This is a genomic window from Streptomyces sp. NPDC042259, from assembly GCF_055582085.1.
This window is the reverse complement of sequence record NZ_JBVJDW010000003.1, coordinates 1-21,416: the sequence shown is the minus strand read 5'-3', so window position 1 is coordinate 21,416 and position 21,416 is coordinate 1. Positions and strand designations below refer to the sequence as shown.

Here is a 21,416-nt window from a genome sequence, read left to right as displayed (position 1 = left end):
CGGCTCAGAGCACGTCCATGTCGCAGCAGGAATCACGGCGCAACTGCCGCCCCACCGCGAGCCAGTCCTCGTGCCGCACCCCCGCACGCGGCGCCGGAATCCCCGCGGGCTCGAACGCGCCGACCAGCCGCGCCTGCTCGAACGGCACCCCGCCCCGCAGCACCGACTCCGTGCGGACGAGCGTGTCGAAGTCCGTGAACGGATCGCCGTCGATCACCGTCGCGTCGGCGAACTTGCCGACCTCCAGAGTGCCCAGGTCCCGCTCGGCACCGAGCGCCCGCGCCGGCAGCACCGTCGCGGTACGCAGCGCCTGAGCCGCCGACAGCCCGAAGCGGTGCAGGGCGCGCAGCCCCAGGTGCAGGGAGAGCCCGACCGGCACCAGCGGCGCGTCCGTGCCCAGGGCCACGATCCCGCCACCGGCCAGCACCCGCCGGTAGACACCGATCTCACGCTCCAGCGTCGCCAGCTGGTCGGCGGTCGGCCGGGCGGCTGCCGTCTTCTGGACCACCGCCAGGTCCCACGGCGGCATCAGCCGCGTGACCCGGGGGTCCTTCGCCAGCCCCGGGTCCTCACCCAGCAGCGGAACGGACGTGAACATCGTGGCCACCAGATGGAAGTCCGTGGCCGTGTAGATCTCCGTCACGTCCTGGTAGGCGTGCCCGGACGCGGTCGTCGCATGGCCGAACTCCAGCCGCTGCGTCGCCTGGAGGTGGGTCGTCAGGTCCTGCCCGAGCTGCACGCCCGGCGAGCACAGATGACTGCCGGCCCGGACCCCGAGCCGCTCGTGCGCGAACCGCGCCGCCTCCCGCATCACCCAGCCCGGCGCCCGCACATAGGTCTTGACGAAGTCCCAGTCCAGCGCGGCGGCACGGGTCAGCGACCGGCGCAGGCCCGCCTCGGTACGGTGCGCGCGCCCCATGCTGTACGCCACCCGGGCCCCGTCCAGCAGCTCGCCGGTGGCCAGCAGCCGCGGCCCGGCCAGCTCCCCGGCCGCGACGGCCTCCCGGATCCGGGCCTGTTCGTAGGCGAAACCGCCGAAGGAGACCGCGGTGGTGATCCCGTAGGCCAGTTGCAGCGCCGTCTGCCGGCCGCCGTAGGTGTTCTGGTAGGGGTGCGTGTGGGTGTCCCACAGCCCCGGGATCACCGTCCGCCGCGACGCGTCGACGGTGCGCAGCGCCGCCCGTCGCGCCCGGTGCGGCTCGACGGCGGCGACGCGCCCGCCCCGCACGACGATGTCGACGTCCTCACGGACGGCCTTGCCCGTGCCGTCCCAGAACCGCCCGGCCCGTACGACGGTGTCGGCGGGCGTGAGCCGGCGGTAGTCGAGCGGAACCGGCACGGTGCGCGCCGCGCCGTCCGGCTCGCCGCCGGTGAGGTCGAACAGCCGCAGCCGCCCGGCCGAGAGGTACAGCAGCCGTCGCGAGTCCGCGGACCACGAGGGGTGGTCGGCGGCCTCGTCGGTGATCCGGCGGGCCGCCCCGTCCGGGGTCCCGTCGGGCCGTACGGGCAGCAGCCACAGCGCGGACTCGACGATCACCGCCATCAGCCGGCCGTCCGGCGACCAGACGGGGCCCGAGTCGTAGCGGTCGGCGATCGAGGTGTGCGGGGCCACGGGGTGCAGCCGGGCGGTACCGGTGGTGGTGTCGACGACCCGGATCAGGTTGTAGCCCTCGCGGAAGCGCTGGTTGAGGCGGTTGCGGTCACAGAACGCGACATAACGGCCGTCGGGCGACCAGCTCGGCCGCCCGGGCAGCCCGCCACCGCCCAAGGGGGCCGCCAGCACCCGCTCCGTACCGGCCGCGAGGTCGCGCACGAGAAGGTTGCCGGAGAGGTCCAGACAGGCCAGCCGCTCGCCGTCCGGCGAGAGCGCCGGATACGCGCGCCCGCCGTCGGCCAGCACGGTCTCCTTGCCGGAGGCGAGGTCGTGGCGGCGCACGGCCGGCAGCCCGCCGCGGTCGTCGGTGTAGACCAGCGCCCGCCCGTCGGGCGACCAGGCCGGGGCCAGCAGGTAGCTCGTGGGGTCCGTCCGCACCACGCGCCGCGGCGCCCGGCCGCCGGAGACGTCGGTCACCCAGAGGGAGTTGAGCGCGGCGAACACCACCCGCCGGCCGTCCGGCGACAGCGCCGGCAGATGCACCGCCCGCACCCGGCGCACGACGCCGCCCTCCAGGTCGTACCGCTTGCCGCGGTAGCGGGGTCGGTCGACGGGCAGGCGCGCGGCGAAGGCGATGGTGCCGTCCCGGGCATCCGCTGCCGGGCGCGCGGGACGGACGATCCGGAACTGGCCGCTCACCGTCAGCAGCAGTTCGTCGCGCGACACCCACCGCGGCGGAACGGGCTCGACGTCCCCGTCCACCGCCACCGCGGCCCCGTCCACGACGAGGACGCAGGAGGCGGCGGGCGCGGCCGTGGTCCGCAGGTAGGCCAGCTTCCCGGCCGGTGACACCGCCGGCGTCATGATCTGCGCGGCGGCGCTCTCGACGTGCTCGACCCGTACCGGCCCCCGCCCGTCGGACGCCACGGAGGCGATCGTGCGGGCCTCCAGCGCCGACCCGGCGGCCTTGGCGCGGACGAAGAGCAGCCGGGCGCCGTCCGGCGACCACACGGGGTCGAAATCCTCCCAGGCCCCGTCCTGCGCGGGTCCCTCCTGCCCCGGCAGCCCGGTGACGCGGGTGAGCGCGCCGGACCGCACATCGATCACCCATACGCGGTACGGGCTGCCCGCCACCGGGTCGCCGCCGCGCTCGGAGGCGAAGGCGAGCCGGGTGCCGTCCGGCGACCACGACGGCCCACGGTCGTCCCACGGCCCGTCCGTGAGCTGCCGGAGCCCGGAGCCGTCGGCGCGGCAGGTCCACAGATGGAAGCCCCCGCCCCGGTAGGCGCAGAGCGCGAGGTGCGCACCGTCCGGGGAGTGCACGGGGCGGGTGGGCTCGAGGTCGGCCGGGGTGATCGCGACGGCCTCGCCGCCCGCGCGGGGAATGGACCACAGGACGTTCTGCACCTCGGCGACCAGCCGGTCACCGGCGGGGGAGAGCGAGGCCGCGCCGTTGGTGGCGGCGGTGAAGGAAAGGGTGACCTCGCGCGTGGCGGCCGCGCGGGCGGCCAGGCCGGGCACCGCCGCCACCGCGTCCACGGGAAGCGCGACGGCCGCGCCGGCCACGGCGGCGGTACCGGCGGTGGCCTGCAGGAATCTACGCCGGGAGAGGGCGGAGGGGGTAGCGTCCGCCGGGCCGTTGGTGTCCAACTGTCCTCCTGATGCGGGGGAGTTGCGCGGTGCGGGAGCTGAAAATGAGAGGCTTGATACTTGCACGCCGCACCGGTCCAAGGTCAACACCGCGCCGCCCCGGGATCGGCAGCCGGTGCGGGTACCGATGCCGGCGGCTACCGTCGTGGGTATCCGCACCGGCCCGCCCTGCCGCGAGGAAGCGAGACGGACGATCATGATTACCGCCGCCGATGTACGCGCGATCGCGCTGTCCCTGCCGGGGACGGTCGAGAAGCCCGCCTGGGGGATGCCCACGTTCCGGGTGGCCGGGACAGGCGCGAAGAGCGGAAAGATCTTCGCCGCGCTGGCGGACGACGACGCGTCGATCGGGGTGACGTGCCCGCGCGAGGACCGGGCGGAGCTGATCGCGGCGGAGCCGGAGAAGTTCTTCGTCCGCCCCGGCCACGACGACCGCTACGACTGGCTACGGGTCCGCCTCGCCGCGATCGAGGACCTCGCGGAGCTGCGCGCGATCCTCTACGACGCCTGGCGCGACGCCGCGCCCCGCTCGGTCGTCGAGGCGCACGGTACGGAGGGGAGGGCGGATCCGGACCCGAACGCGGACGCGGGGTGAGGTGCCGGACGCGCGGCTGCTCAGATGCCCCGGCCTTTTGGATGCCCGGCCTTTCAGATGCCCCCGGCCTTGAAGACGTCCTGCTCGATGAGCAGCTTGTCGATCCGCGCCTTGTCCACGCGGTTCGTCACCTCCTCCACTTCCTGCCGGTCCCGCACACACTTGGCCAGGGTGAACGCGGACGACACCACGAAGATCAGCCCCAGCCCCAGAAACGCCCGCTCCCACGCCCCCACGGGCAGCTTCGCGATCCCGACGGCCAGCGCGACCAGGGACAACCCGAACGAGAGGGCGGCCTGCACGAAGAAGGCCGTGGTCGTCGGCCGCTGTATCGATGGAGTGCTCATGCGCGTAGCGTGTCCGCGCCCCGACCCCGTGCGCATGAGTACGCCTACTCATCTCCACGGCACCCACCGCCGACGATCATGCCCGGACCGGACTCCGCGACCGGGCCCCCGACCGTCTTCGCCCGAGGTCAGAGCCTTCCGAAAGCCGTGCGCGACCACCGGCTGGAGTGCGGTATTGTTCTCATGCGCGGTCGGCGAGGGCGAAAGCCCGGGCCGGTTGAGCATCGGGACGTGGCGCAGCTTGGTAGCGCACTTGACTGGGGGTCAAGGGGTCGCAGGTTCAAATCCTGTCGTCCCGACACGGTGAAAGAAGCCTCTGACTAGCGGGAAACCGCAGGTCAGAGGCTTTTTTCGGATGGGTCGACGGACGAGTCGCAGGTGCCGCGCGGGCGTGGTCTCCGGGACCGGTTCGGGACTGTCGGTCTCTTGGCGGCCACGCGGAGCACGTGCACGGGGATACCGGCGTCCGCCATTCCCGTCAGTCCGGTGTGCCGGAGAGCGTGACGCCGTAGGTGCTCGTAGCCCAGGCGGACGACCACTTCGTCCCCGTGGGTGGCGCCGTGCGGGACGGCAGGGGTGATCCGGCCGCCGCGGGGCCCGGTGAACAGCCGGGCCATGGGGCCGTGTCCGACCGCGTCGAGCCGCTTCACGCCGATCGGCGGAACCTGTTTCATCATCAGGCGGGCCTCGCCGTGTCGATCCGGCAGCCCGTGAGCCACTGCCGAACGTCATGGACGCTGTACAGCACCGCGCGCTGCGAGAGCCGCACGAAGGGCGGCCCTTGCGGCGGCCTGGCGGTGCGCCACCGGCGAAGGGTGGAGGGGGCGCGCTGATGGGCCTTCTGGCCGCGCTGCCGGTGGCACAGGGGTACGTGGCGGCGATGACCGTCTCCCTGGCGGTCCGGCCCCTAGCGGGGTGACGCTCCCCGCAGATGACGGGCGAAGCGGGCCGAACGCCTGCCCGGCCTTGCCTCCGAGGCCCGCCCGCACTCCACGGCTTGGGGGAGCGCTGTGCGCGGTGAGCGCCGGGTGAGTGCGCGAGGCGCCGGGGTCTCACCCCCGGCCGCCGCGTAACTGGCCTGTGCATTATGTGGTTACAGGACCGAGTGACTGGAAGGTAATACTCCGGTCGGCTGATTCGTTTCCCACCCCCATCGCAGCGAGGAAACCTCATGAACCGAACCTTTACCGCCCGTATCGCCGGTATCGTCGGTGCCTCGGCGCTCGCCCTGGGCGGGGCCGTCATCGCCGCCCCCGCCGCGCAGGCCGACGGCGCCGGTTGCGCGAACTACCTGGCCCAGATCCCCAACTCGCGCAGCACCACCGACGGCAACCTCGCCTGCGCTGTCGGCGGCCTCGGCCTCCCGGTGAGCCCGGCTGTGTGCAAGGCGGTGCTGACCAACGTCTCCCAGGTCGCCGGGACCGCCACGGACGCGGCCTGCAAGCAGGCCAAGCAGTAGGCACTACCGCCCCCACGCAAACCAGTACCCCCGGGCAGGCTGCCCGGGGGTACTGGTCTGTGTCCCCGGCGAGGGGAGTCAGGTCAACCGACGGTCGCGCCGAACGCCGTAAGGGCCTCGACCACCGGCTGGAAGTAGGAGTTGGTCGTCCCCTCGTCACAGTCTGTGACGCTCTCCGCACCCGAGAGGATTCCGATCGCGTCGGAGCCGGAGTAGAGGGGTGCCCCGCTGTCGCCTTCCTGGGCGCACGTGTTGGTCTTGATCAGGCCGGTGACCTGGCCCTCCGGGTAGTTCACGGTCGCGTTGAGGCCGATGACCGTGCCTTCTTGCAGGCCGCCGAAGGCGCCGTAGGCCGTGACGGCTTCGTTGAGGACGGCGTCACGGGCAGCGGTGATCTCCTGAGCAGGCTGCACCGTGCTCGGGCGTTCGGGGGTGGTGGGGCTGTCGTACTCCGCGATGGCGTAGTCGTTGCCGGGGAAGCTCACTCCCCCAGCGGGGACAGTCGCTACTGCCAACCGCCGGTCGACGCTGCTGCCGATGGTCCAATGTTTGTCGGGCAGAGCGCCGCAGTGCCCCGAGAAGAGGAAGGCGTCCGGCTTGCCCGCCCTCTTGACATTGAATCCCACGGTGCAGGCGGTGCTGTCACCGAGATTTTCGATCTTGTCGCCGCCCTGAAGGCGGATTTTGAGCTCGGACTCGGTCCGTTCCAGCTGGACCGTGTCCCCCAGTGGCTTGAGCATGGTGTTGAGCTGGTCCTGCTTCTTACCCGTCACCGTGCGGTCGGCGGTGACGACGACCTTGTTGGCCCTGACGTCCTGCACCCACGCGGTCCCCGCGATCGGCTTGCCGGCGTTGAGGGCCGCCACGGTGGCGGCCAGTGTCTTGTGCGCGTAGCGGACCTTCCTGGGTTCGGCCCCCGCCTTGCGGACCTTCGCGGCGGCTTCCGGGGTGGTGACGTTGACGACGAGTCTTTTCGCCGCGCGGTCGTAGTACGAGCCGGCCTGCTCCCCGTGCAGTTGGGGGGCGAGGGACTTGGCGAGCTGTCCGGCCGCGACGGGCGTCATGCCCTTGGCGGGCTGGGCGGCCGAGGCGTCGATGCTGTGCGGAGTGAGAGCGACGGCGGCCACCACGGCGAGTGCGGTGGCCGCCAGAGTGGCGACGCGGCGGAGCGGAGCGGATGGTCGCAAGGCATCTCCCGTGTGAATGCCGGAACCACGGGTCCGGAAGGGCACTGTCCCACGCCGTGCGGCGCGGGGTGGAACTTCATCCTCACAGCGCCCCAAGGCCACCACGGGGGCGGGCCAGTAGCCCCTGAGTAAACCACCCGCAACAGCGACAGGCCGTGCAACTGCCGTTCGTTCCCGGCTCGTTCGTCCTATATCGACGCTCTGCCCACCAGGGCTGCGAACATCATGAAGGCGGCCCATGCAAATGACAACGCCCCACCGCGTCCCGGTCACAGATGTGGAAGCCCCGGTCCGCTGGTGGCAGACCGGGGCTTCCAGGGTGAGGTTACACGGTCCGTGGCGCGCCCTTGACGTACGTCACGAAGGCGGACCAGGCTGAAGACGACAGCAACAGTGCGGGGCCCGCGGGGTCCTTGCTGTCACGGACCGGGACGACGCCGGACGGAGCGAATGCGGGGGCCCATTCGACGCACTCGCCGCCGTTGCCCTCGCTGTAACTCGACTTCACCCATATCGGGTGGGGAAAGTCGCGGGTGGTGCTCATGGGTGTACGCCTCCATTGCGTGCCGGACGAGAGAGAGGGAGTCGTGACGTGAGAGAGCGTCGGCGCGCAGGCGCTCGTACGCATCCCGTGCATCGGAAACCGCTTGCGCCGAGTCGTCGATCTGCCCTCTCGTGTAGGTCTCCGCGTACAGGACTTCGCTCTCGTCCTGTCGCCTGAGCACAATAAAGGGCGTCCCTCGCGCCGGAGTGCCCGCACTGGCGGGGAACACTTGCAGGTTGATGCGCGGCGACTCTGTGACCGCAATCAGGTGCTCCAACTGGCCCCGCATGACCTCTGAGCCGCCCACGCCCGACCACAGGACGGACTCATGGAGGATCACCCACAGGGACGGCGGGTTGGGGCGGTCGAATAGTTCCCGGCGCCGCATGCGGCGTTCCACGCGCCCTTTGATCTGGGCTCTGGTCTCCTCCGGGTGGGCGGCCCGATAGATGGCCCCGGCGTACTCCGGCGTTTGCAGTATGCCCATCACGAAGAGGCTTGAGTATCCACAGATGGCTGTGGCTTCGCGTTCAAGTTCGAGGTACGGGATGAACCAAACGGGATTTCCCGCGTCAGCCGCTCGCTGCCGCATGCGCGCGTAGACCCCCGGCGTGCCGAACACCCGGTCGCACTGTTCGGCGAACTGCGGCGAGGCCAGTTGCTGCCCCGTCTCCACCTTGCTGACGTACGGCTGCCGGCAGCACAGCATGACGGCGAGCCGCGCCTGCGACCACCCACGCGCCTCACGGGCGAACTTGATCTCCGCGCCGAATGTGTCGGCCGGTGACTCCGGTGAGTCCGACTCATCGCTCATGTGTTCAACTCCCCTTATTCCAGCGCTTTTTGGAATGGACGAAGCCCTGGTCAGCGTAGCGGGGCCGGTGGAACCTGAGTCCCACGATTGATGCCCGTTCCCCCTGAGCGGGACACATGGAGGCTCGAACGAAATGACGACACCAACAACCCCGGTGATCACCTACCGATTGGGTGTGTGGCTGGTGGACACGCACCGGGACCGAGTGGGAGAGGTCATGGCCACCGACGACGGTGCGATCCAGCTCCGGCCGCCGGGTGGTGGGCTCGAATGGGACGCCTCGCTCCAGGTCGTCCGACTGGCCACGGCTGCCGAACGGTGGGCCGCAGGCGTGGCGACGGAGAGTCAGCCGTTCGTCGTCAACCAGAGCGGTACCGCCACGAGGGGCGGGCGCGCGTGATCGGCCCGCGCCCCATCTGGGGTCTGCCCGGAATGATCCCCGTGGCGCACGCCGGCGGGCCGCCCGCCTACCCGACCCGGCGGGAGTGCGGTATCTGCCGCCGGTTCCGACGCGCCATCGCGGAAGCCGAGGAAGCCGCCGCACGCGAATCCGAGAACAAGTCCGAAGGGGCGGCTTTTCGCGCCGCCCTGTATCTGCACAACGCCGCCGGGTACCGCCAGGCCGAGGCGGTCCACTTGGACCGCATGTCCCACAGGGGCGGCGTCTGACGGCCCGCCCGGGGCGCAGGGGCCCAGTGCGCAATGGCCTCCACCGGCCCGCCCGCTTACGGCCCCCTTCGGGCCCCCGCCCCGGCGCCGCGTGTCGCCTGTCAACTGCGGGCAACCAACTCCTGGAGGGACGACCCGCGCGGAACGGTGAGCGCTCACCGGCAGGAAGGGAAAGATGACCAAGGCAGTCCTGCGGCCGCCAACAGGCGGGCGAGGACGCGCGGGGTGAAGAGCGTGGCGGGTGGGGAGAGCATGTGGACGACGTCGAGGAATGCTTCCTGCACCACCGGGTCGCGAGTTCCGGCGGCCAGCACGTGCTGCGAGTGGCGGGCCAGCAGTCGCCGGCGGCGGGTGAGGCCGGGGCCGGCTGTGCCGGCCAGGAGAGCGTCGGCGGTGGTGGCCTGGGCCCAGCAGGCGTCGTGCAGCGGGGCGAGAGCGCGGTGGAAGGCCGGTGCGAACCCCTCCGGGGAAGGGTGACGGGCCAGGTGGCTGCGCAAGGTACGGGCGGTGAGGACGGCGGCCGTCATGCCCTGGGCATACAGGGGGTTGAAGCAGCAGGCGGCATCACCGACGAGGATCAGGTTGTGGGGCTGCGGGGTGAGACGGTCGAGGTGGCGGCGCCGGTTGGCGCCGGCGTGGGTGAGGGTGACGCCGCTCAGCGCGGTGGCTTCCTCGAGGGCATCGGCCAGGTCGGGCTGGGGGAGAGTGCGGGCGTAGGGCAGGAAATCGGGCTCGCCTTTGGTCGGCCGGTCGGCGCCGACGCCGCACAGGGTCACCAGCCAGCGGCCGTCCTCGACGGGCATGATGATGCCCCCGCGGGCCGACGGCGGGGTGATCATCACATGGCACACCCGCCAGGACGGGCGGCGGGCCGGTGGGCGGTAGAGGCGGCTGGCGAAGGCGAGACCGGCGTCCACCACACTGACCCGCACCGCGGGACAGCCCAGTGCGGTGAGCCACCGGTCGGCCCTCGAAGCCCTGCCGGTGGCATCCACCAATAGCTCGGCCTCCAGCAGCCGGCACGCCCCACCGGTGGCTTCGCGCACCACTACCCCGGTGACGCGGCCGTCGTGGCCGGTGAGGTGGTCAGCCCGGTGCCCGGCCAGCACGGTGACACCCGGCAGGGCCAGGACCCGGCGGCGCACGGCCGACTCCAGCAGCGGCTGCCCGGCGGCCAGCATGTGCTTGCCGGCCACGAACGAGGCACCGCGACCGAACCGGCTCACCAGCGCGTACTCCGCCCCCACGTCCACCGCGAGCGCACCCCGGGCGGTCAGCTCACCCACGACGCCGGGCAACAGCTCTTCAAGCACCCGCACACCCCGGACGAACAGGCCGTGCGCGTGATGCCCCTGAGGCGCCCCCGGTCGCGGGCCCTCTGACGCGCCCACGGGATCGGGCTCGACGACGGTCACGGCGAACCCGCCCTCGGCCAGCACACAGGCGGCCAGCAGTCCGGCCAGACCGCCACCGCACACCACAGCACGCCCACGGGCCCAGGACGCGTCCGGCACCGGGCTTCCCCCGGTCAGGCCGGCTCGATACGCAGGGAGACCACACCACTGGCATCGGTGAGCCCTGCAGGCGTGAGGCAGGCTGTGGGCAGCCCCTTGTCCAGCAGGAGCAGCGTCCGCACAGCCCGTTGGCCCTTTCCACGGCCCTCCAGGACCCGGCCGCGGAAGAGGACGACATTGGCGTTGGCGACCTGGGCCACGGTGTCGTCGGTGTAGAGGATCACCGACCGCCTGCCGTCGGCATAGGTGATGACCTCCCGGGTCAGACCGCCGCTGACATCCACGCACGACGTCCGGGTCTGCCCCGTGATCTGGCCCGTCGCTCGCCCGGCCTCACCCGACCCACCCGTACACGTGTAATCGATGTGCGCACTCGCGTGCACCAAACGAGGCAGAAGCGTCTTCCCGGGCCAGAAATGCGTGCTCTCCCGGCCATGGCAGGAAATCACCTCGTCATCGTGCGCCACTGCCGACGGCGCGCACGTCAACGATGCGGCGACCACAAACAGCCCACCGGCCACCATCCCCACGAATCTCCTGACCAGCATCCGCACGCCTCCCCGGTCCAGACCGCTCCGGAAGCCATCCGTACCCCCTGCGGCAGCTGATACCGCGCGCACCGATGCCCAGCCGCAGCAGACCCAACCGCTCACCACGCCCACCGCACCACCCGGCGCGCGCGGGTGCCGCGCACGCCGACCGAAGCGACCAAAGCCGAACTGTGTCTGTGCTCACGGACTTTGCGCCTGGGTCGCCCACATATGATCGACAGAACCTGGGACTTGAGCACCGAGCGAAGGGGCCTGTCCCTGTCCATCGGCATCTCGTGCGCGAACCTCCACGACAGGCAGGCCCTCAAGCCCCGGGCTGTAACCGGCGGCGGACGAGCGCGATCAGGGAAGGTCCTCCGCAAAAGCACCACAGGGCGATGACCGGATCACAGATGGCACATGCCAGAGACGCGTCGTGGTGGAACGGCAGGATCGGATTGCCCTTGAGGTGGTGGGCCATGTCCCAGGCCGTGTGGAGCAGCCAGCCGACGCCGATGAAGGCCCAGGAGTCCAGGCCGCGGTAGGCGACGTAGGCCGTGAGTGCGACGAATGGGAGCTCCCACGGGCCGAACCCGCCCCCGCTCAGATAGGCGGCGCCGGCTCCGCCCACCATGATCGCGTTGAAGTGGCGTCGGTGCGGTTCTTTGATCAGGGACATCAGCAGGCAGTAGATGATGCCGACGATCACTGGTGACACAAGATTCATAGGGGATGACTACTTCCTTCTGGGGCGGGCCGAATCGCCGCCGTCGAGCTGTCGCGCGCGAGCACCGACGTCTCGGCCGGAGCGTGGTCCCGGGTGGGCAGGATCAGGAGTGTCAGTACGCCGACGACCGTCGCGGTCAACAGGATCGAGGCGACCAGTCAGACGTCGGCGAGGGCGCGGCGCGGCGTAGTGAGACACATACTCGCGGGGACGGTGATCGGGTCGACGGCGACGGTGCCCTCGACGGACACGCTGATGTTCTTCCTGCTGTGCAGGGGGGATTGGTGAGCGACTGTCGGGACGCTCCGAAGTCAACCGGCTTCCTGACCGCTCGCCCAGTGGCACGAGTGACAGGTTGCAACGGAATAGTGCCAACCCCTTCTCGAAGCGTGTGGACTGCGATGACGCGGGCCCTCCGGAAGGGCGGCCCAGGTCCGTCGAGCCCGTGGGGAGGTAAGTTCCGGCCATGCATACGGTTGCCGTGCTCGCGTTGGATCAGGTGATCCCGTTCGACCTGTCCACCCCGATCGAGGTCTTCTCCCGGACCCGCCTGCCCGACGGGCGGCCCGGCTACCAGGTCCGGGTGTGCGCCGAGCGCGACGAGGTCGACGCCGGAGCCTTCACCCTGCGTGCCCCTTGGGGCCTGGAGGGCCTTCAGGGCGCGGACACGATCATCGTGCCGGGCGTCGCCGATCTCACTGCCGCACTCCCTCCCGCCGTGCACGACGCGCTGCGGTCGGCCGCTGCCGACGGCACCCGGATCGCTTCCATCTGCGTGGGCACCTTCCTCCTCGCCGACACCGGGCTCCTCGACGGACTGCGCGTCACGACCCACTGGCGCGCGGCCGGCCTGCTGGCTGCCGCCCGCCCGGACCTCGACGTCGACCCGGACGTCCTCTACGTCGACAACGGCCAGTTGCTCACCTCGGCCGGCGCCGCGGCGGGCATGGACCTGTGTCTGCACATGATCCGCCGTGACTACGGCTCGGCCGTCGCCGCCGACGCCGCCCGCCTGTCGGTGATGCCTCTCGAACGAGAGGGCGGGCAGGCGCAGTTCATCGTCTATGACCACGCACCCACACCGCAGGGTTCCGAGCTTGAGACGCTGCTCACCTGGCTACGGGAAAACCTGGCCCGCGACCTCACCCTTGCCGACATCGCCGAGCGGGCCGGAACCAGCACCCGGACTCTGATCCGGCGCTTCCGCGACCAGACCGGCACCACGCCGCTCCAGTGGCTCCACCGGGCCCGCATCCGCCAGGCACAGCACTTGCTGGAAACCACGGAGCACTCCGTGGAGCGCATCGGCGGCCAGGTCGGCTTCGGCTCACCCACCACCTTCCGTGACCGCTTCAAACGCACCACCGGCGTCAGCCCGCAGGCCTACCGGCGCACGTTCAGTGGAACAGCCAAATGAGACGTCGCCCAAGGACGGTCCGGCGGTTCACGACCGAAGCCACAGGCGAAACGTGCGGGGCACCTTCGCGTCCGCCGCGCGGTCCGCTACGGCTGCCGCCGGTCTCCCAACCGGGGTTCGTCGGCTCGGGGAGACGCGACTGGCGTGTTCGCGGGTCACGGACGAGGAGCAAGCGCGGGATCCGGCTCGCGCGCCGTGCGGGGGAAGCGGATTCCGGCCTTTCGGTCGGACTCGGCTGTGTCGCACGGTGTCATCTGGTGCCTGTCGCTGTGCGGTGTGCGCTACCGACGTAGGGATCCGGCCAGTGGCATACACGGGTTCGAATGCGCGATCTTGTCCCATGAGATGCCCGGCCTGCAGGATGACGAGCCTCATCAGGCCTGGGCGACGTCCTCGGCGTGGTCTCCGCCGTGACCGGCGTCCTCGCGCCCGCTCCCGTGCTGACCCCTCGACGACCTTGTTTTTGACGTTATGGAGCCAATCGCACGCTCCTTGTGGTGAACGATCGACGAACGGTGAAGGGATGGCGATGAGCACTGACCAAGCTGCGGCAACAGGTGTCGAGCAGCCCGCCCCTCCGATCAGCACGTGCGCGGGGACCGGGAGCGCGGGGTCTCAAGGGAACGACGGGCCCGCGGTTTCGGCTCAGCTGAACGGTCCGTACGGGGTCGCGGTGGACGGCTTCGGCACCCTCTACATCTCCGACTACTACGGCCACCGGGTCCGGAAGGTCACGACTGACGGAAAGCTGAGCGCGGTCGCCGGTACGGGCGTCGCGAACTTCGGCGGCGACAACGGCCCGGCCACCGCGGCCCAGTTGAACTACCCGCGTCACATGGCAGTGGACAACACAGGCAACCTCTACATCGCCGATTCCGCCAACCACCGGATCCGGAAAGTCGGGGCCGACGGGAAGATCAGCACGGTCGCCGGTACGGGTGTCGGGAACTTCAGCGGCGACAACGGCCCGGCGACCGCGGCCCGGCTGCAACACCCGGTGGGGGTGGCGGTGGACAGCGCCGGCAGCCTCTACGTCACCGACTGCCACAACCACCGGGTCCGGAAGATCACGGCCGACGGGAAGATCAGTACCTTCGCGGGGAACGGGTCCCCGGGGGCCGCCGGCGACGGCGGCCTCGCGGTTTCGGCCCAGTTGAAGTACCCGCGCGGAGTGGCGATGGACGCCGCGGGGAACGTGTACATCGCCGATGGCGAGAACCACCGGGTCCGGAAGGTCACCGCCGACGGGAAGATCAGTACGGTCGCCGGTACGGGTGTCGCGAGCTTCGGCGGTGACGACGGCCCGGCCACGGCGGCCCGGTTGAATCTCCCGATGGGGGTGGCGGTGGACAGCGCCGGCACTCTTTACATCGCCGAATACAACAGCCACCGGGTCCGGAAGGTCACCGCCGACGGGAAGATCAGTACGGTCGCCGGTACGGGTACCGAGGGCTTCGGCGGTGACGGCGGCCCGGCCGCCTCGGCCCAACTGAACAGGCCGCACGGGCTCGCCGTGGATTGCGTCGACGCCCTCTACATCGCCGACTTCGTCAACCAGCGGGTGCGGAAGGTCGCGTCGGCGCGGATGGCCGGGCTGCCTGATTCGGGCGCGGTGGTCTCGTGGGCCAGTGTCCGCAGCAGGCTGCGGATGGGGGTCGCGCGTGAGTCGACCAAGGACGGGGCCGAGGTCTGTCAGCTGCTCGCCGTCCCCAGGGACCACCAGCGGTGGCGGCTGGTCGCGTCGGGCCAGGCCGACGGCGAGGTCCTGTACCGGATCGAGAACGTGCGCAGCGGCAAGGTCCTGGAGGTCGTCGGAGCACAGGAGGCGCCCGGGGCGGTGGTCGCCCAGCGCGCCTACGAGGGAGGCGACGCCCACCACCAGCAGTGGCGGCTGATCCCGGTGGGCTCCGTGACCGACACGCCGCGGGTCTACGAGATCGCGAACCGGAACAGCGGTCTGCTGCTGCGGACCGACACCAACGCCCGTGCGGTGATCAAGCAGGACGCGGCGGACGGCGACCACCGGGACCGTCAGTGGCAACTGCTCCCCGTATGACGCCCGAGGGGGCAGGGGCGTGCACGCCCCTGCCCCCTCGGAAGACGGGTGCTACTGAGATGCGGACGGGTCCTCGGCGGTCGGCTTGGCGGCTTTGGGGGGCTCCGGGGTCTTGGGGGCTGTGGCGTAGTCGCTCTTCGACGGCTTGTCCTGCAGGTCCGCGTTCTTCTGCAGGCCGCTGTGCTCCGTCACCGTCGCACTCGACTTCTGCATGCCGTCGGCCGCGGCCGTGGACACCGAGCCGGGGTCCCGGGCGTATTCGGCCTGCACACCGGCCGATGCCTGGGTGGTCGCGATGAAGGAGCCGAGGAAGCCCAGGACGGCCCGCGCTTCGGGTGACTGCTCCTGTACGACCTTCGCCCGGGAGGAAGCTCCGTGGATCGCGTCGCCGAACAGGCTCGTGCTCGTGTCGTCGTACGTACCTTCCTCGGCGTCCTCGAAGTCGACGCCCGCACCCGGCTGTGGCCTGGGGCGGCCGGTGGTCACCGAGAAGAGGCCCGCGCCCTGGCTCGCGAAGCCGAAGACATTGTCGAACACCATGGTCGTCACTCCTCGTCGTCCGGTGAAATGTGCTTGTGCGGCGCTCGGTCGCTGTGGGTCAGGCTCTCGCTGTCGAACATCGTGTGGTGGACGTTCAGGGCGGAGACGACCTCGGCCACCCCGTGCAGCAGGAAGCCGCCGCCGGTCAGGTCGAGGTCGCCGACAGGACGGGCGACCACCTGGTCGAGACCGGGGTAGTCGCCGGACTGCGGAGGAGCCAGAACCGCCACCGGCACGTCGTACTTCACCGCGATCAGACCGGAGAAGGACACCGGGATCTCGTAGCAGTACAGCCTGCGGCAACGCCGCTGCGTGACGATGGTCTGTACCCGGGAACCCGGTGGTACCTGGCCGGAAATCTGCGATTTCGAGGCCCAGCTGGTATTCAGGGAACCACCGACGGAGGCCTGGATGCCCAGCGCCAGCTGCGCGTTGAGCGTAGCGGTTCCGGTGGCACTGCCCTGGGTGGTGAAGGCGACCGAGTTCGTCACCGTATTCGCGGCGGAGTTCGTCGCCGCGTTCCTGGTCGCGTTCTCGGTGGTGTTGGCGTTGTCGGTCCCGACGTTGTCCTTGCTGTTCTTGTTGGTCGTCGTGTTCGCGTTCTTGTTGGACATCTCGTTCTGACACGACGTCTGAAGCTGCGACTGGAGGTCCATCTTGAGCTGGTTCTGCAATTGGAGCTGCAGCTGCGCGCTGACGGTGCCCCCGAAGGTGAGCTTGGCATCCCCCTGGAGCGACCAGTTGACTCCGTTCGACACGGTGAAGTCGACCGAGTCGGTGAAGGTCATGGAGGATGTCTGGTTGCGATTGACGTAGGCGCGCGAGGAGAACGTGTCGGGCGGCGGCTGGTCGATGTTGCACCGCTCTTCGATCAGCGGCTCCCCGAGGTGCATGTACGCGAGCCAGCCGAGCTGGAAAGCGGTGCCCGGAAAGGCGCCGAAGCTCGACTTGTTCACGGAGAACCCCACGGGCTTGTGCCGTACGCCGTAGTCGTCGACGTAGACCAGGTTGGGGTGCTGCAGTATGGTCTGCCAGGTTTGCGCGATGTTCAGTTCCCGCAGGTTCTTCTTGGTCAGCGGCTGGCGCTTGGCTCGGTTCAGGTTGTACGCGCTGGAAGGCATTCCCCGTCCTCGACTGATCCGGCCGAAACGCGCTCGGCATAGCCGAAACGCGCGCTCGGCGAAATGGAAACAGGCATCCGCAGGTATCCGTGCGCTTTCCGAAGGGCGAAGCTATCAGAAGGTTAATCGCCCGGGAAGGTGTCTTTGCGTATTTTCCTCGAACGAGTGAAAAAGATTGGTGGTAAGCCCCCAACTCGCATGAGTGGGCGGTTATTTGGGGAGCTGACAATCGCGGCTCGGCGGCCTTCGAAGATTCTTTTCTTCGGGTGTTATGTCTGTGAGTGCTGTTGCGAACAGAGTTACCCGGGGCGGCCGCCCATTCATCTTCCGGTCATCTTCCGGATTTTCCGTCGAGGTCGATCGGAATGCTGGCAATACCGCGTGACGGATCACTGCACCGAGCGTCCGGCCCATTGTCCTTCTCCGCATCCAGAACAGGTGAGGTTTCCGCGATGTACACCCAAGAGCGCACGGCGATGTCGAATTTGGTGGTCGGCGGCCCGGTGGCGGTGAACAGCTACGACAACGCCATCGTTGCCGCGCTGGTCGAGAACCGGCCGGTCATGCTCGTCCACGCCTTCAACGGCGGGTACCTGCGGCCCGCCGAACTGAAGGAGGACAGCCACGACAAGGGCGTGAAACTGGCCACCGCGCTCGACCCGGCCACCAAGGAGGCGCAGGGCCACCTCTGGCACATCACCCCCGCCGGCTTCTTCGGCCAGCGACCGCTGTACTGCATCGAGAGCGCCGCGGGCCAGGTGCCGCCCAAGCCTTCCGGCGCGGGCGGAACCGACGACGGGCGCGGCGACGACGGTGCGCCGAAGCCCCGGCGCCGGCGCGTCACCGTGCACCAGGAGGCTCCCAAGAGCACGGCCGACACCGTCCAGGTCGGCCTCCCCGACAAGGTGGGCGACAAGTGGCGCGGGAAGAACGGCGCGCCCGAGGACACCCAGCTCTGGATCGTCACCCTGACGCCGTGGGGCGGGATCACGTTTGTGCCGATCACCCACCCCGACACCATTCTCGGGTTCAAGGACCACGCCGTGGCGGCCGACAGCGAGGCGCGCGTCACCTACAACTGGGGCGGGGACTTCACCGGGACGGTCATCAACACGTTCTACCCCCGGCTGCCCAGCGAGTGGAGCGTCCCGTACCACCACGTCTTCACCTGAGCCGCGGGCCCCGCCGCGTCCACCCGTCCCGAGCCGACCTCCCGACCGTCTGGAAGAGGCACCACGATGCCCGTGCCCACGGAAGAACTGAAGCTGGAGATCGTCAACGCCGCCACGGGGCAGACCCTCGGCGCCAGGGCCGCGCCGGGCGCGGACGGCGCGCTGGTCGTCCATGAGGTCCCCGACGGCGGCCCGAGCCCGGAGCAGTGGCTGCTCACCCCCGCGCAGTCCACACCCGGCGACGAGGCGTACGTCATCCGCAACGCGGACGGCGGCAAGGTGCTCGACAACCCCGGCGCCGCGGACCGCGGCGTACGCCAGGGGGACGCCGTCGCCGGCAAGAAGACCCAGCAGTGGCGCGTCGTCCCCGTCGAGGGCGAAGCGGACCTCTACTTCATCGAGGCCACGACCGACGGCGCCGTACTCGACCTCGCCGACCCCGGCAAGGACGACACCCGGATCGTCCTGCGTGAGTACGACGACGACGCGGAAAGCCAACGGTGGCGGTTCGTTCCGGCCGAGCCGGAACGCACCAGCGACCTCGTACTGCACTGGGCGCCCCTGAGTCACTGGAACGGCCGCCGCTCGTGGCGGCTGGCCCGCTCGACCGCGCTGCGGCCGGTACCCGACGCCACGCCCTCTTTCAGCGACATGCTGCTGGTCCTGCGGAAGTTCGGGAGCGATCAGGAGGCGGGCGGGTGGAAGAGCGCCGGCACCGACCGCTCGCCCGACGGGCGGCCGGGCCGGTGGTCCGGGGTCGGTGAACGGTTCCTCGCCGACACCACGGGAGCGGGGCGCGCGGACATCGTAGGGCGCAAGCCCCCGCACGGAGTGGTGACGTCGTCCAGCAGGGGGGACGGCACGTTCGACGACGACGAGCGCGTCCTGCACCAGCCCGTCCCCTCCCCGGACCCCGCGGACCTGTGGACCCTCGCGGACACGACGGGCGACGGCAGGCCCGATGCGGTCGTGCTCTGTGCCGACGGCGTCCGCGTATCGCTCCAGGGCGAGGGAGGGACGTTCGCGCCCGTGGGCGCCGAGCCCGCGCTCAAGGCGTTCGGCCACGGCCGGCAGGCGGGTGGCTGGCTCGCGGACGAGCATCCCCGCTTCCTCGCCGACACCACCGGTGACAGCAGGCTCGACATCGTCGGCTGCCACGACGACGGCGTCTGGATCTCACTGCAGGACGAGGACGGGACGTTCGCACCACTCGCCGACGAACCGGTCCTCAAGGCGTTCGGCCGCGACGAGAAGGCGGGTGGCTGGCTCGCGGACAAGCACCCCCGCTTCCTCGCCGACACCACCGGTGACGGCAGGCTCGACATCGTCGGCTGCCACGACGACGGCGTCTGGATCTCGCTCCAGGACGAAGAAGGCGCCTTCGCCGACCCCCTCTACGTCCTGGACGACTTCGGGACCGACCAGGGGTGGAATTCGGTCGAGGAGCACCCCCGGTTCCTGATCGGAACCACCGGTGGCAAAGCAGTGGACATCGTCGGGTTCGGCCCGCAGGGCGTCGTCGTCTCCCGCGGGCGCGGCGACGGCACGTTCGAGCCCTCCAAGCTCGTCCTGAACGACTTCGGGCGCGCCCAAGGGTGGACGAGCGAGAAGCACCTCCGCTTCCTCGCCGACGTCACCGGCGACGGCACCCCCGACATCGTCGGATTCGGCGACGAGGGCGTCTGGGTGTCACACAACCGGGGCGACGGCGGGTTCGACCAGGCCCAACTGGTCTGCCGCGGTTTCGGGTACAACGACGACGCCGGCGCCTGGCGCGTCGGCCGCCACCCCCGCTTCGTCGGCGACATCACCGGTGACGGACGCGTCGACATCGTCGGCTTCGGCGGCCCGGGCGTGTACGTGGCCCGGAACCTCTACCGCCACTTCAGGACCAGGTAGCCCTTGGGTGCTCGTGTGCCGAGCGCGGACGTCGGTACGGTGACGGCCCGTTAACTCCGTTGTTGAAGAGGGCGATTGGGTGCGTCTGATGTCGCCGATGACTTTCGGACGGATGTGTCGCAAGGGTCGAATCCGTATGCCTTCGCACGGCATGCTCGGAGCAATCGGGGCGGCCGTACGGGCCGCCCGTCGAGCGAGGGGGTAGTCCGATGCGTTCGCTGACGAAGAGGGCCAGGTTGTTCACGGCGGTCGCCGCGCCGTTGCTCCTGGCCGGTGCGACGCTCACCGTCACGGCACCCGTGGCCGGTGCCGCGCCCGCCGGTGCTGACGCGTGTACCCATCCCAGCTGGTCCAACAAGTCGCCCGGCAAGGGGACGCCGTCCGGCGCGAGCGCGCTCATCCGTACCGGTCCGAGCGAGGACTGCGGGGTGACCGCCGAGGTGGGAACGTCCGTCGTGCTGCAGTACCACTGCTGGGTGACCAACTCGGCGGGCCATAAGTGGACCCACGTCCGCATCGACGGCTCCGAGATCAACGGCTGGGTCTACAACCAGCGACTGGACGACGGCGGGTCCACGCATCCGGACAACAAGTGCTGACCTGACCTGGGCCGACCCGGTCCGGTCGGCCGGGGCCGACGGCGCCCCCACCCGTCGACGCCACCCCGGATGCCTTGGGTTATATCGGGCATAACGCCACTTATCTTGGCTTCATGACCGAATCGGCGCGGGGAACGCACGGCAGTGGTGACGAGCAGGTCAGCGTCGTCTACACCTGGCTGGTGGAACCGGGCAGGGAAGACCAGTTCGAGGAATGGGCGCACGGTATCCAGCGGGTGGCCCGCACCTTTCCGGGGCAGCTGGGCGTCACCTGGCTGCGCCCGGAGGGTGCCGGTAACCGGTTCCATACGGTCGTACGGTTCCAGGACACCGACAGCCTGGAGCGGTGGATGGAGTCCCCCGAGCGCGCGCAGTGGCACGACCGGCTCACGGGTATCGCCCGCCCGGCTCATCCCCACCTCACGACCACCGGCATGGAGTCCTGGTTCACCGTGCCCGGCGGAGCCGGCCGGGCGCCCGCCCGCTGGAAGATGGCGTGCGTGACGCTCCTGGCCGTCTATCCCTTCGTCCTCGTCTACACCTGGCTGGTGGCGCCGAAGCTCCTCGCCTGGCCGATCCCCCTGCGCGCCGCCGTTCTCCCCCTCGTCCTGTCCCCGACGCTGACCTATCTGGTCATGCCACGCCTGAGCGCGCTGCTGCGCCGCTGGCTCTACCCCGGGACGGCCTGAGGGCCGGGGCGCGGTCGCCGAACTTTGCCGGGGGTCGCGCGCACGCCGTGCGTATGAGCCGTCACGCGGTGTGGGGAGGTGTGGTGCGGGCTGTGAGGCCGCTCATGGGACCCAGGTCACTTACGAGTCCGGGTAGTGGAGCCCTGATTCGGACATAAGGGTGCGAAGTGGGGTGTGGTGGGGGGTGTGGGCCCCCCTGTTGTTCCGGGGTGGGGTAGTAGGTCACACCTTTGCCAGGGGGTTTTCGGGCCGCTAACAATTGCCGAGTCGCATGGCGCCGTCGATCGAGAAAC

Annotated in this window: 20 protein-coding genes, 1 tRNA gene and 1 pseudogene; 12 read left to right on the top strand and 10 right to left on the bottom strand. The window is 70.2% G+C overall.

Annotated elements, in window-relative coordinates; all coding sequences use genetic code 11:
- Positions 1-4 precede the first annotated feature (4 nt).
- The gene (locus ACZ6MA_RS09175) at positions 5-3,244 is read right to left on the bottom strand and encodes an amidohydrolase family protein (protein ID WP_469432333.1); all 3,240 of its coding nucleotides are present in this window, start codon (positions 3,242-3,244) and stop codon (positions 5-7) included.
- A gap of 196 nt (positions 3,245-3,440) precedes the next feature.
- On the opposite strand from ACZ6MA_RS09175, the gene ACZ6MA_RS09170 reads away from it, so the two are divergent.
- Entirely contained in the window at positions 3,441-3,839 is a 399-nt protein-coding gene (locus ACZ6MA_RS09170) for an MmcQ/YjbR family DNA-binding protein (protein WP_469432331.1), read from the top strand.
- Positions 3,840-3,892: 53 nt separating this feature from the next.
- On the opposite strand, the gene ACZ6MA_RS09165 is transcribed toward ACZ6MA_RS09170, so the two are convergent.
- Positions 3,893-4,186 carry a YiaA/YiaB family inner membrane protein gene (locus ACZ6MA_RS09165; protein ID WP_184738031.1) on the bottom strand — a complete coding sequence of 98 codons (294 nt, stop codon included), beginning with the start codon at positions 4,184-4,186 and terminating at the stop codon, positions 3,893-3,895.
- A gap of 225 nt (positions 4,187-4,411) precedes the next feature.
- Here ACZ6MA_RS09165 and ACZ6MA_RS09160 point away from each other — a divergent pair.
- Both ACZ6MA_RS09160 and ACZ6MA_RS09155 read left to right on the top strand, forming a co-directional pair.
- Positions 4,412-4,485, top strand: a tRNA-Pro gene (locus ACZ6MA_RS09160).
- 872 nt (positions 4,486-5,357) lie between these two features.
- The gene (locus ACZ6MA_RS09155) at positions 5,358-5,645 is read left to right on the top strand and encodes a hypothetical protein (protein WP_469432329.1); all 288 of its coding nucleotides are present in this window, start codon (positions 5,358-5,360) and stop codon (positions 5,643-5,645) included.
- An 83-nt stretch (positions 5,646-5,728) separates the two neighbouring features.
- Here the strand turns inward: ACZ6MA_RS09155 and ACZ6MA_RS09150 are convergent, their stop codons facing one another.
- The 3 genes from ACZ6MA_RS09150 to ACZ6MA_RS09140 form a co-directional block, all read right to left on the bottom strand.
- Positions 5,729-6,832, bottom strand: coding sequence for a S1 family peptidase (locus ACZ6MA_RS09150; RefSeq protein WP_469432328.1), 1,104 nt, complete (start codon positions 6,830-6,832; stop codon positions 5,729-5,731).
- Positions 6,833-7,157: 325 nt separating this feature from the next.
- Positions 7,158-7,340 carry a DUF397 domain-containing protein gene (locus tag ACZ6MA_RS09145; protein WP_469432326.1) on the bottom strand — a complete coding sequence of 61 codons (183 nt, stop codon included), beginning with the start codon at positions 7,338-7,340 and terminating at the stop codon, positions 7,158-7,160.
- The gene (locus tag ACZ6MA_RS09140) at positions 7,252-8,190 is read right to left on the bottom strand and encodes a helix-turn-helix domain-containing protein (RefSeq protein ID WP_469432324.1); all 939 of its coding nucleotides are present in this window, start codon (positions 8,188-8,190) and stop codon (positions 7,252-7,254) included. Before ACZ6MA_RS09140 ends, ACZ6MA_RS09145 begins: the two co-directional genes overlap by 89 nt.
- A 133-nt stretch (positions 8,191-8,323) precedes the next feature.
- Here ACZ6MA_RS09140 and ACZ6MA_RS09135 point away from each other — a divergent pair, with 133 nt between their 5' ends.
- Positions 8,324-8,590, top strand: a complete 267-nt coding sequence (locus ACZ6MA_RS09135; protein WP_469432323.1) for a hypothetical protein — start codon at positions 8,324-8,326, stop codon at positions 8,588-8,590.
- Complete coding sequence (locus ACZ6MA_RS09130) at positions 8,587-8,859, top strand: hypothetical protein (RefSeq protein WP_469432322.1); 273 nt, start codon at positions 8,587-8,589, stop codon at positions 8,857-8,859. Before ACZ6MA_RS09135 ends, ACZ6MA_RS09130 begins: the two co-directional genes overlap by 4 nt.
- Before the next feature lie 155 nt (positions 8,860-9,014).
- Here ACZ6MA_RS09130 and ACZ6MA_RS09125 read toward each other — a convergent pair whose 3' ends face one another.
- Positions 9,015-10,373, bottom strand: coding sequence for an FAD-dependent oxidoreductase (locus tag ACZ6MA_RS09125; RefSeq protein WP_469432320.1), 1,359 nt, complete (start codon positions 10,371-10,373; stop codon positions 9,015-9,017).
- A gap of 14 nt (positions 10,374-10,387) precedes the next feature.
- Positions 10,388-10,657, bottom strand: a complete 270-nt coding sequence (locus ACZ6MA_RS09120; protein ID WP_469432319.1) for a hypothetical protein — start codon at positions 10,655-10,657, stop codon at positions 10,388-10,390.
- A 498-nt stretch (positions 10,658-11,155) separates the two neighbouring features.
- Between ACZ6MA_RS09120 and ACZ6MA_RS09115 the strand changes: the two are divergent.
- Positions 11,156-11,278 (top strand): annotated as a pseudogene (locus ACZ6MA_RS09115) (IS5/IS1182 family transposase); the annotation flags it as partial.
- Here ACZ6MA_RS09115 and ACZ6MA_RS09110 read toward each other — a convergent pair.
- Positions 11,229-11,630 (bottom strand): DUF6010 family protein, encoded by a 402-nt coding sequence (locus ACZ6MA_RS09110; RefSeq protein WP_469432318.1) that lies wholly within the window; start codon positions 11,628-11,630, stop codon positions 11,229-11,231. The pseudogene ACZ6MA_RS09115 and the gene ACZ6MA_RS09110 overlap by 50 nt on opposite strands.
- A 466-nt stretch (positions 11,631-12,096) precedes the next feature.
- On the opposite strand from ACZ6MA_RS09110, the gene ACZ6MA_RS09105 reads away from it, so the two are divergent.
- Positions 12,097-13,047, top strand: coding sequence for a GlxA family transcriptional regulator (locus tag ACZ6MA_RS09105; RefSeq protein ID WP_469432317.1), 951 nt, complete (start codon positions 12,097-12,099; stop codon positions 13,045-13,047).
- 529 nt (positions 13,048-13,576) lie between these two features.
- On the top strand, positions 13,577-15,103 hold the full coding sequence (locus ACZ6MA_RS09100) for an NHL domain-containing protein (RefSeq protein ID WP_469432316.1): 1,527 nt from the start codon (positions 13,577-13,579) through the stop codon (positions 15,101-15,103).
- A 51-nt stretch (positions 15,104-15,154) separates the two neighbouring features.
- On the opposite strand, the gene ACZ6MA_RS09095 is transcribed toward ACZ6MA_RS09100, so the two are convergent.
- Together ACZ6MA_RS09095 and ACZ6MA_RS09090 are read right to left on the bottom strand one after the other, a co-directional pair.
- Positions 15,155-15,643 carry a hypothetical protein gene (locus ACZ6MA_RS09095; RefSeq protein ID WP_469432314.1) on the bottom strand — a complete coding sequence of 163 codons (489 nt, stop codon included), beginning with the start codon at positions 15,641-15,643 and terminating at the stop codon, positions 15,155-15,157.
- 5 nt (positions 15,644-15,648) lie between these two features.
- Entirely contained in the window at positions 15,649-16,764 is a 1,116-nt protein-coding gene (locus ACZ6MA_RS09090; RefSeq protein WP_469432313.1) for a hypothetical protein, read from the bottom strand.
- A 452-nt stretch (positions 16,765-17,216) separates the two neighbouring features.
- Here ACZ6MA_RS09090 and ACZ6MA_RS09085 point away from each other — a divergent pair, with 452 nt between their 5' ends.
- From ACZ6MA_RS09085 to ACZ6MA_RS09070, 4 genes are all read left to right on the top strand, one after another.
- Positions 17,217-17,936 (top strand): hypothetical protein, encoded by a 720-nt coding sequence (locus ACZ6MA_RS09085; protein WP_469432311.1) that lies wholly within the window; start codon positions 17,217-17,219, stop codon positions 17,934-17,936.
- A 66-nt stretch (positions 17,937-18,002) separates the two neighbouring features.
- Positions 18,003-19,835, top strand: coding sequence for an FG-GAP-like repeat-containing protein (locus ACZ6MA_RS09080; RefSeq protein WP_469432310.1), 1,833 nt, complete (start codon positions 18,003-18,005; stop codon positions 19,833-19,835).
- Between the two features lie 209 nt (positions 19,836-20,044).
- On the top strand, positions 20,045-20,434 hold the full coding sequence (locus ACZ6MA_RS09075) for an SH3 domain-containing protein (RefSeq protein WP_469432308.1): 390 nt from the start codon (positions 20,045-20,047) through the stop codon (positions 20,432-20,434).
- A 113-nt stretch (positions 20,435-20,547) separates the two neighbouring features.
- Positions 20,548-21,123, top strand: coding sequence for an antibiotic biosynthesis monooxygenase (locus tag ACZ6MA_RS09070; RefSeq protein ID WP_469432307.1), 576 nt, complete (start codon positions 20,548-20,550; stop codon positions 21,121-21,123).
- Positions 21,124-21,416: the final 293 nt, after the last annotated feature.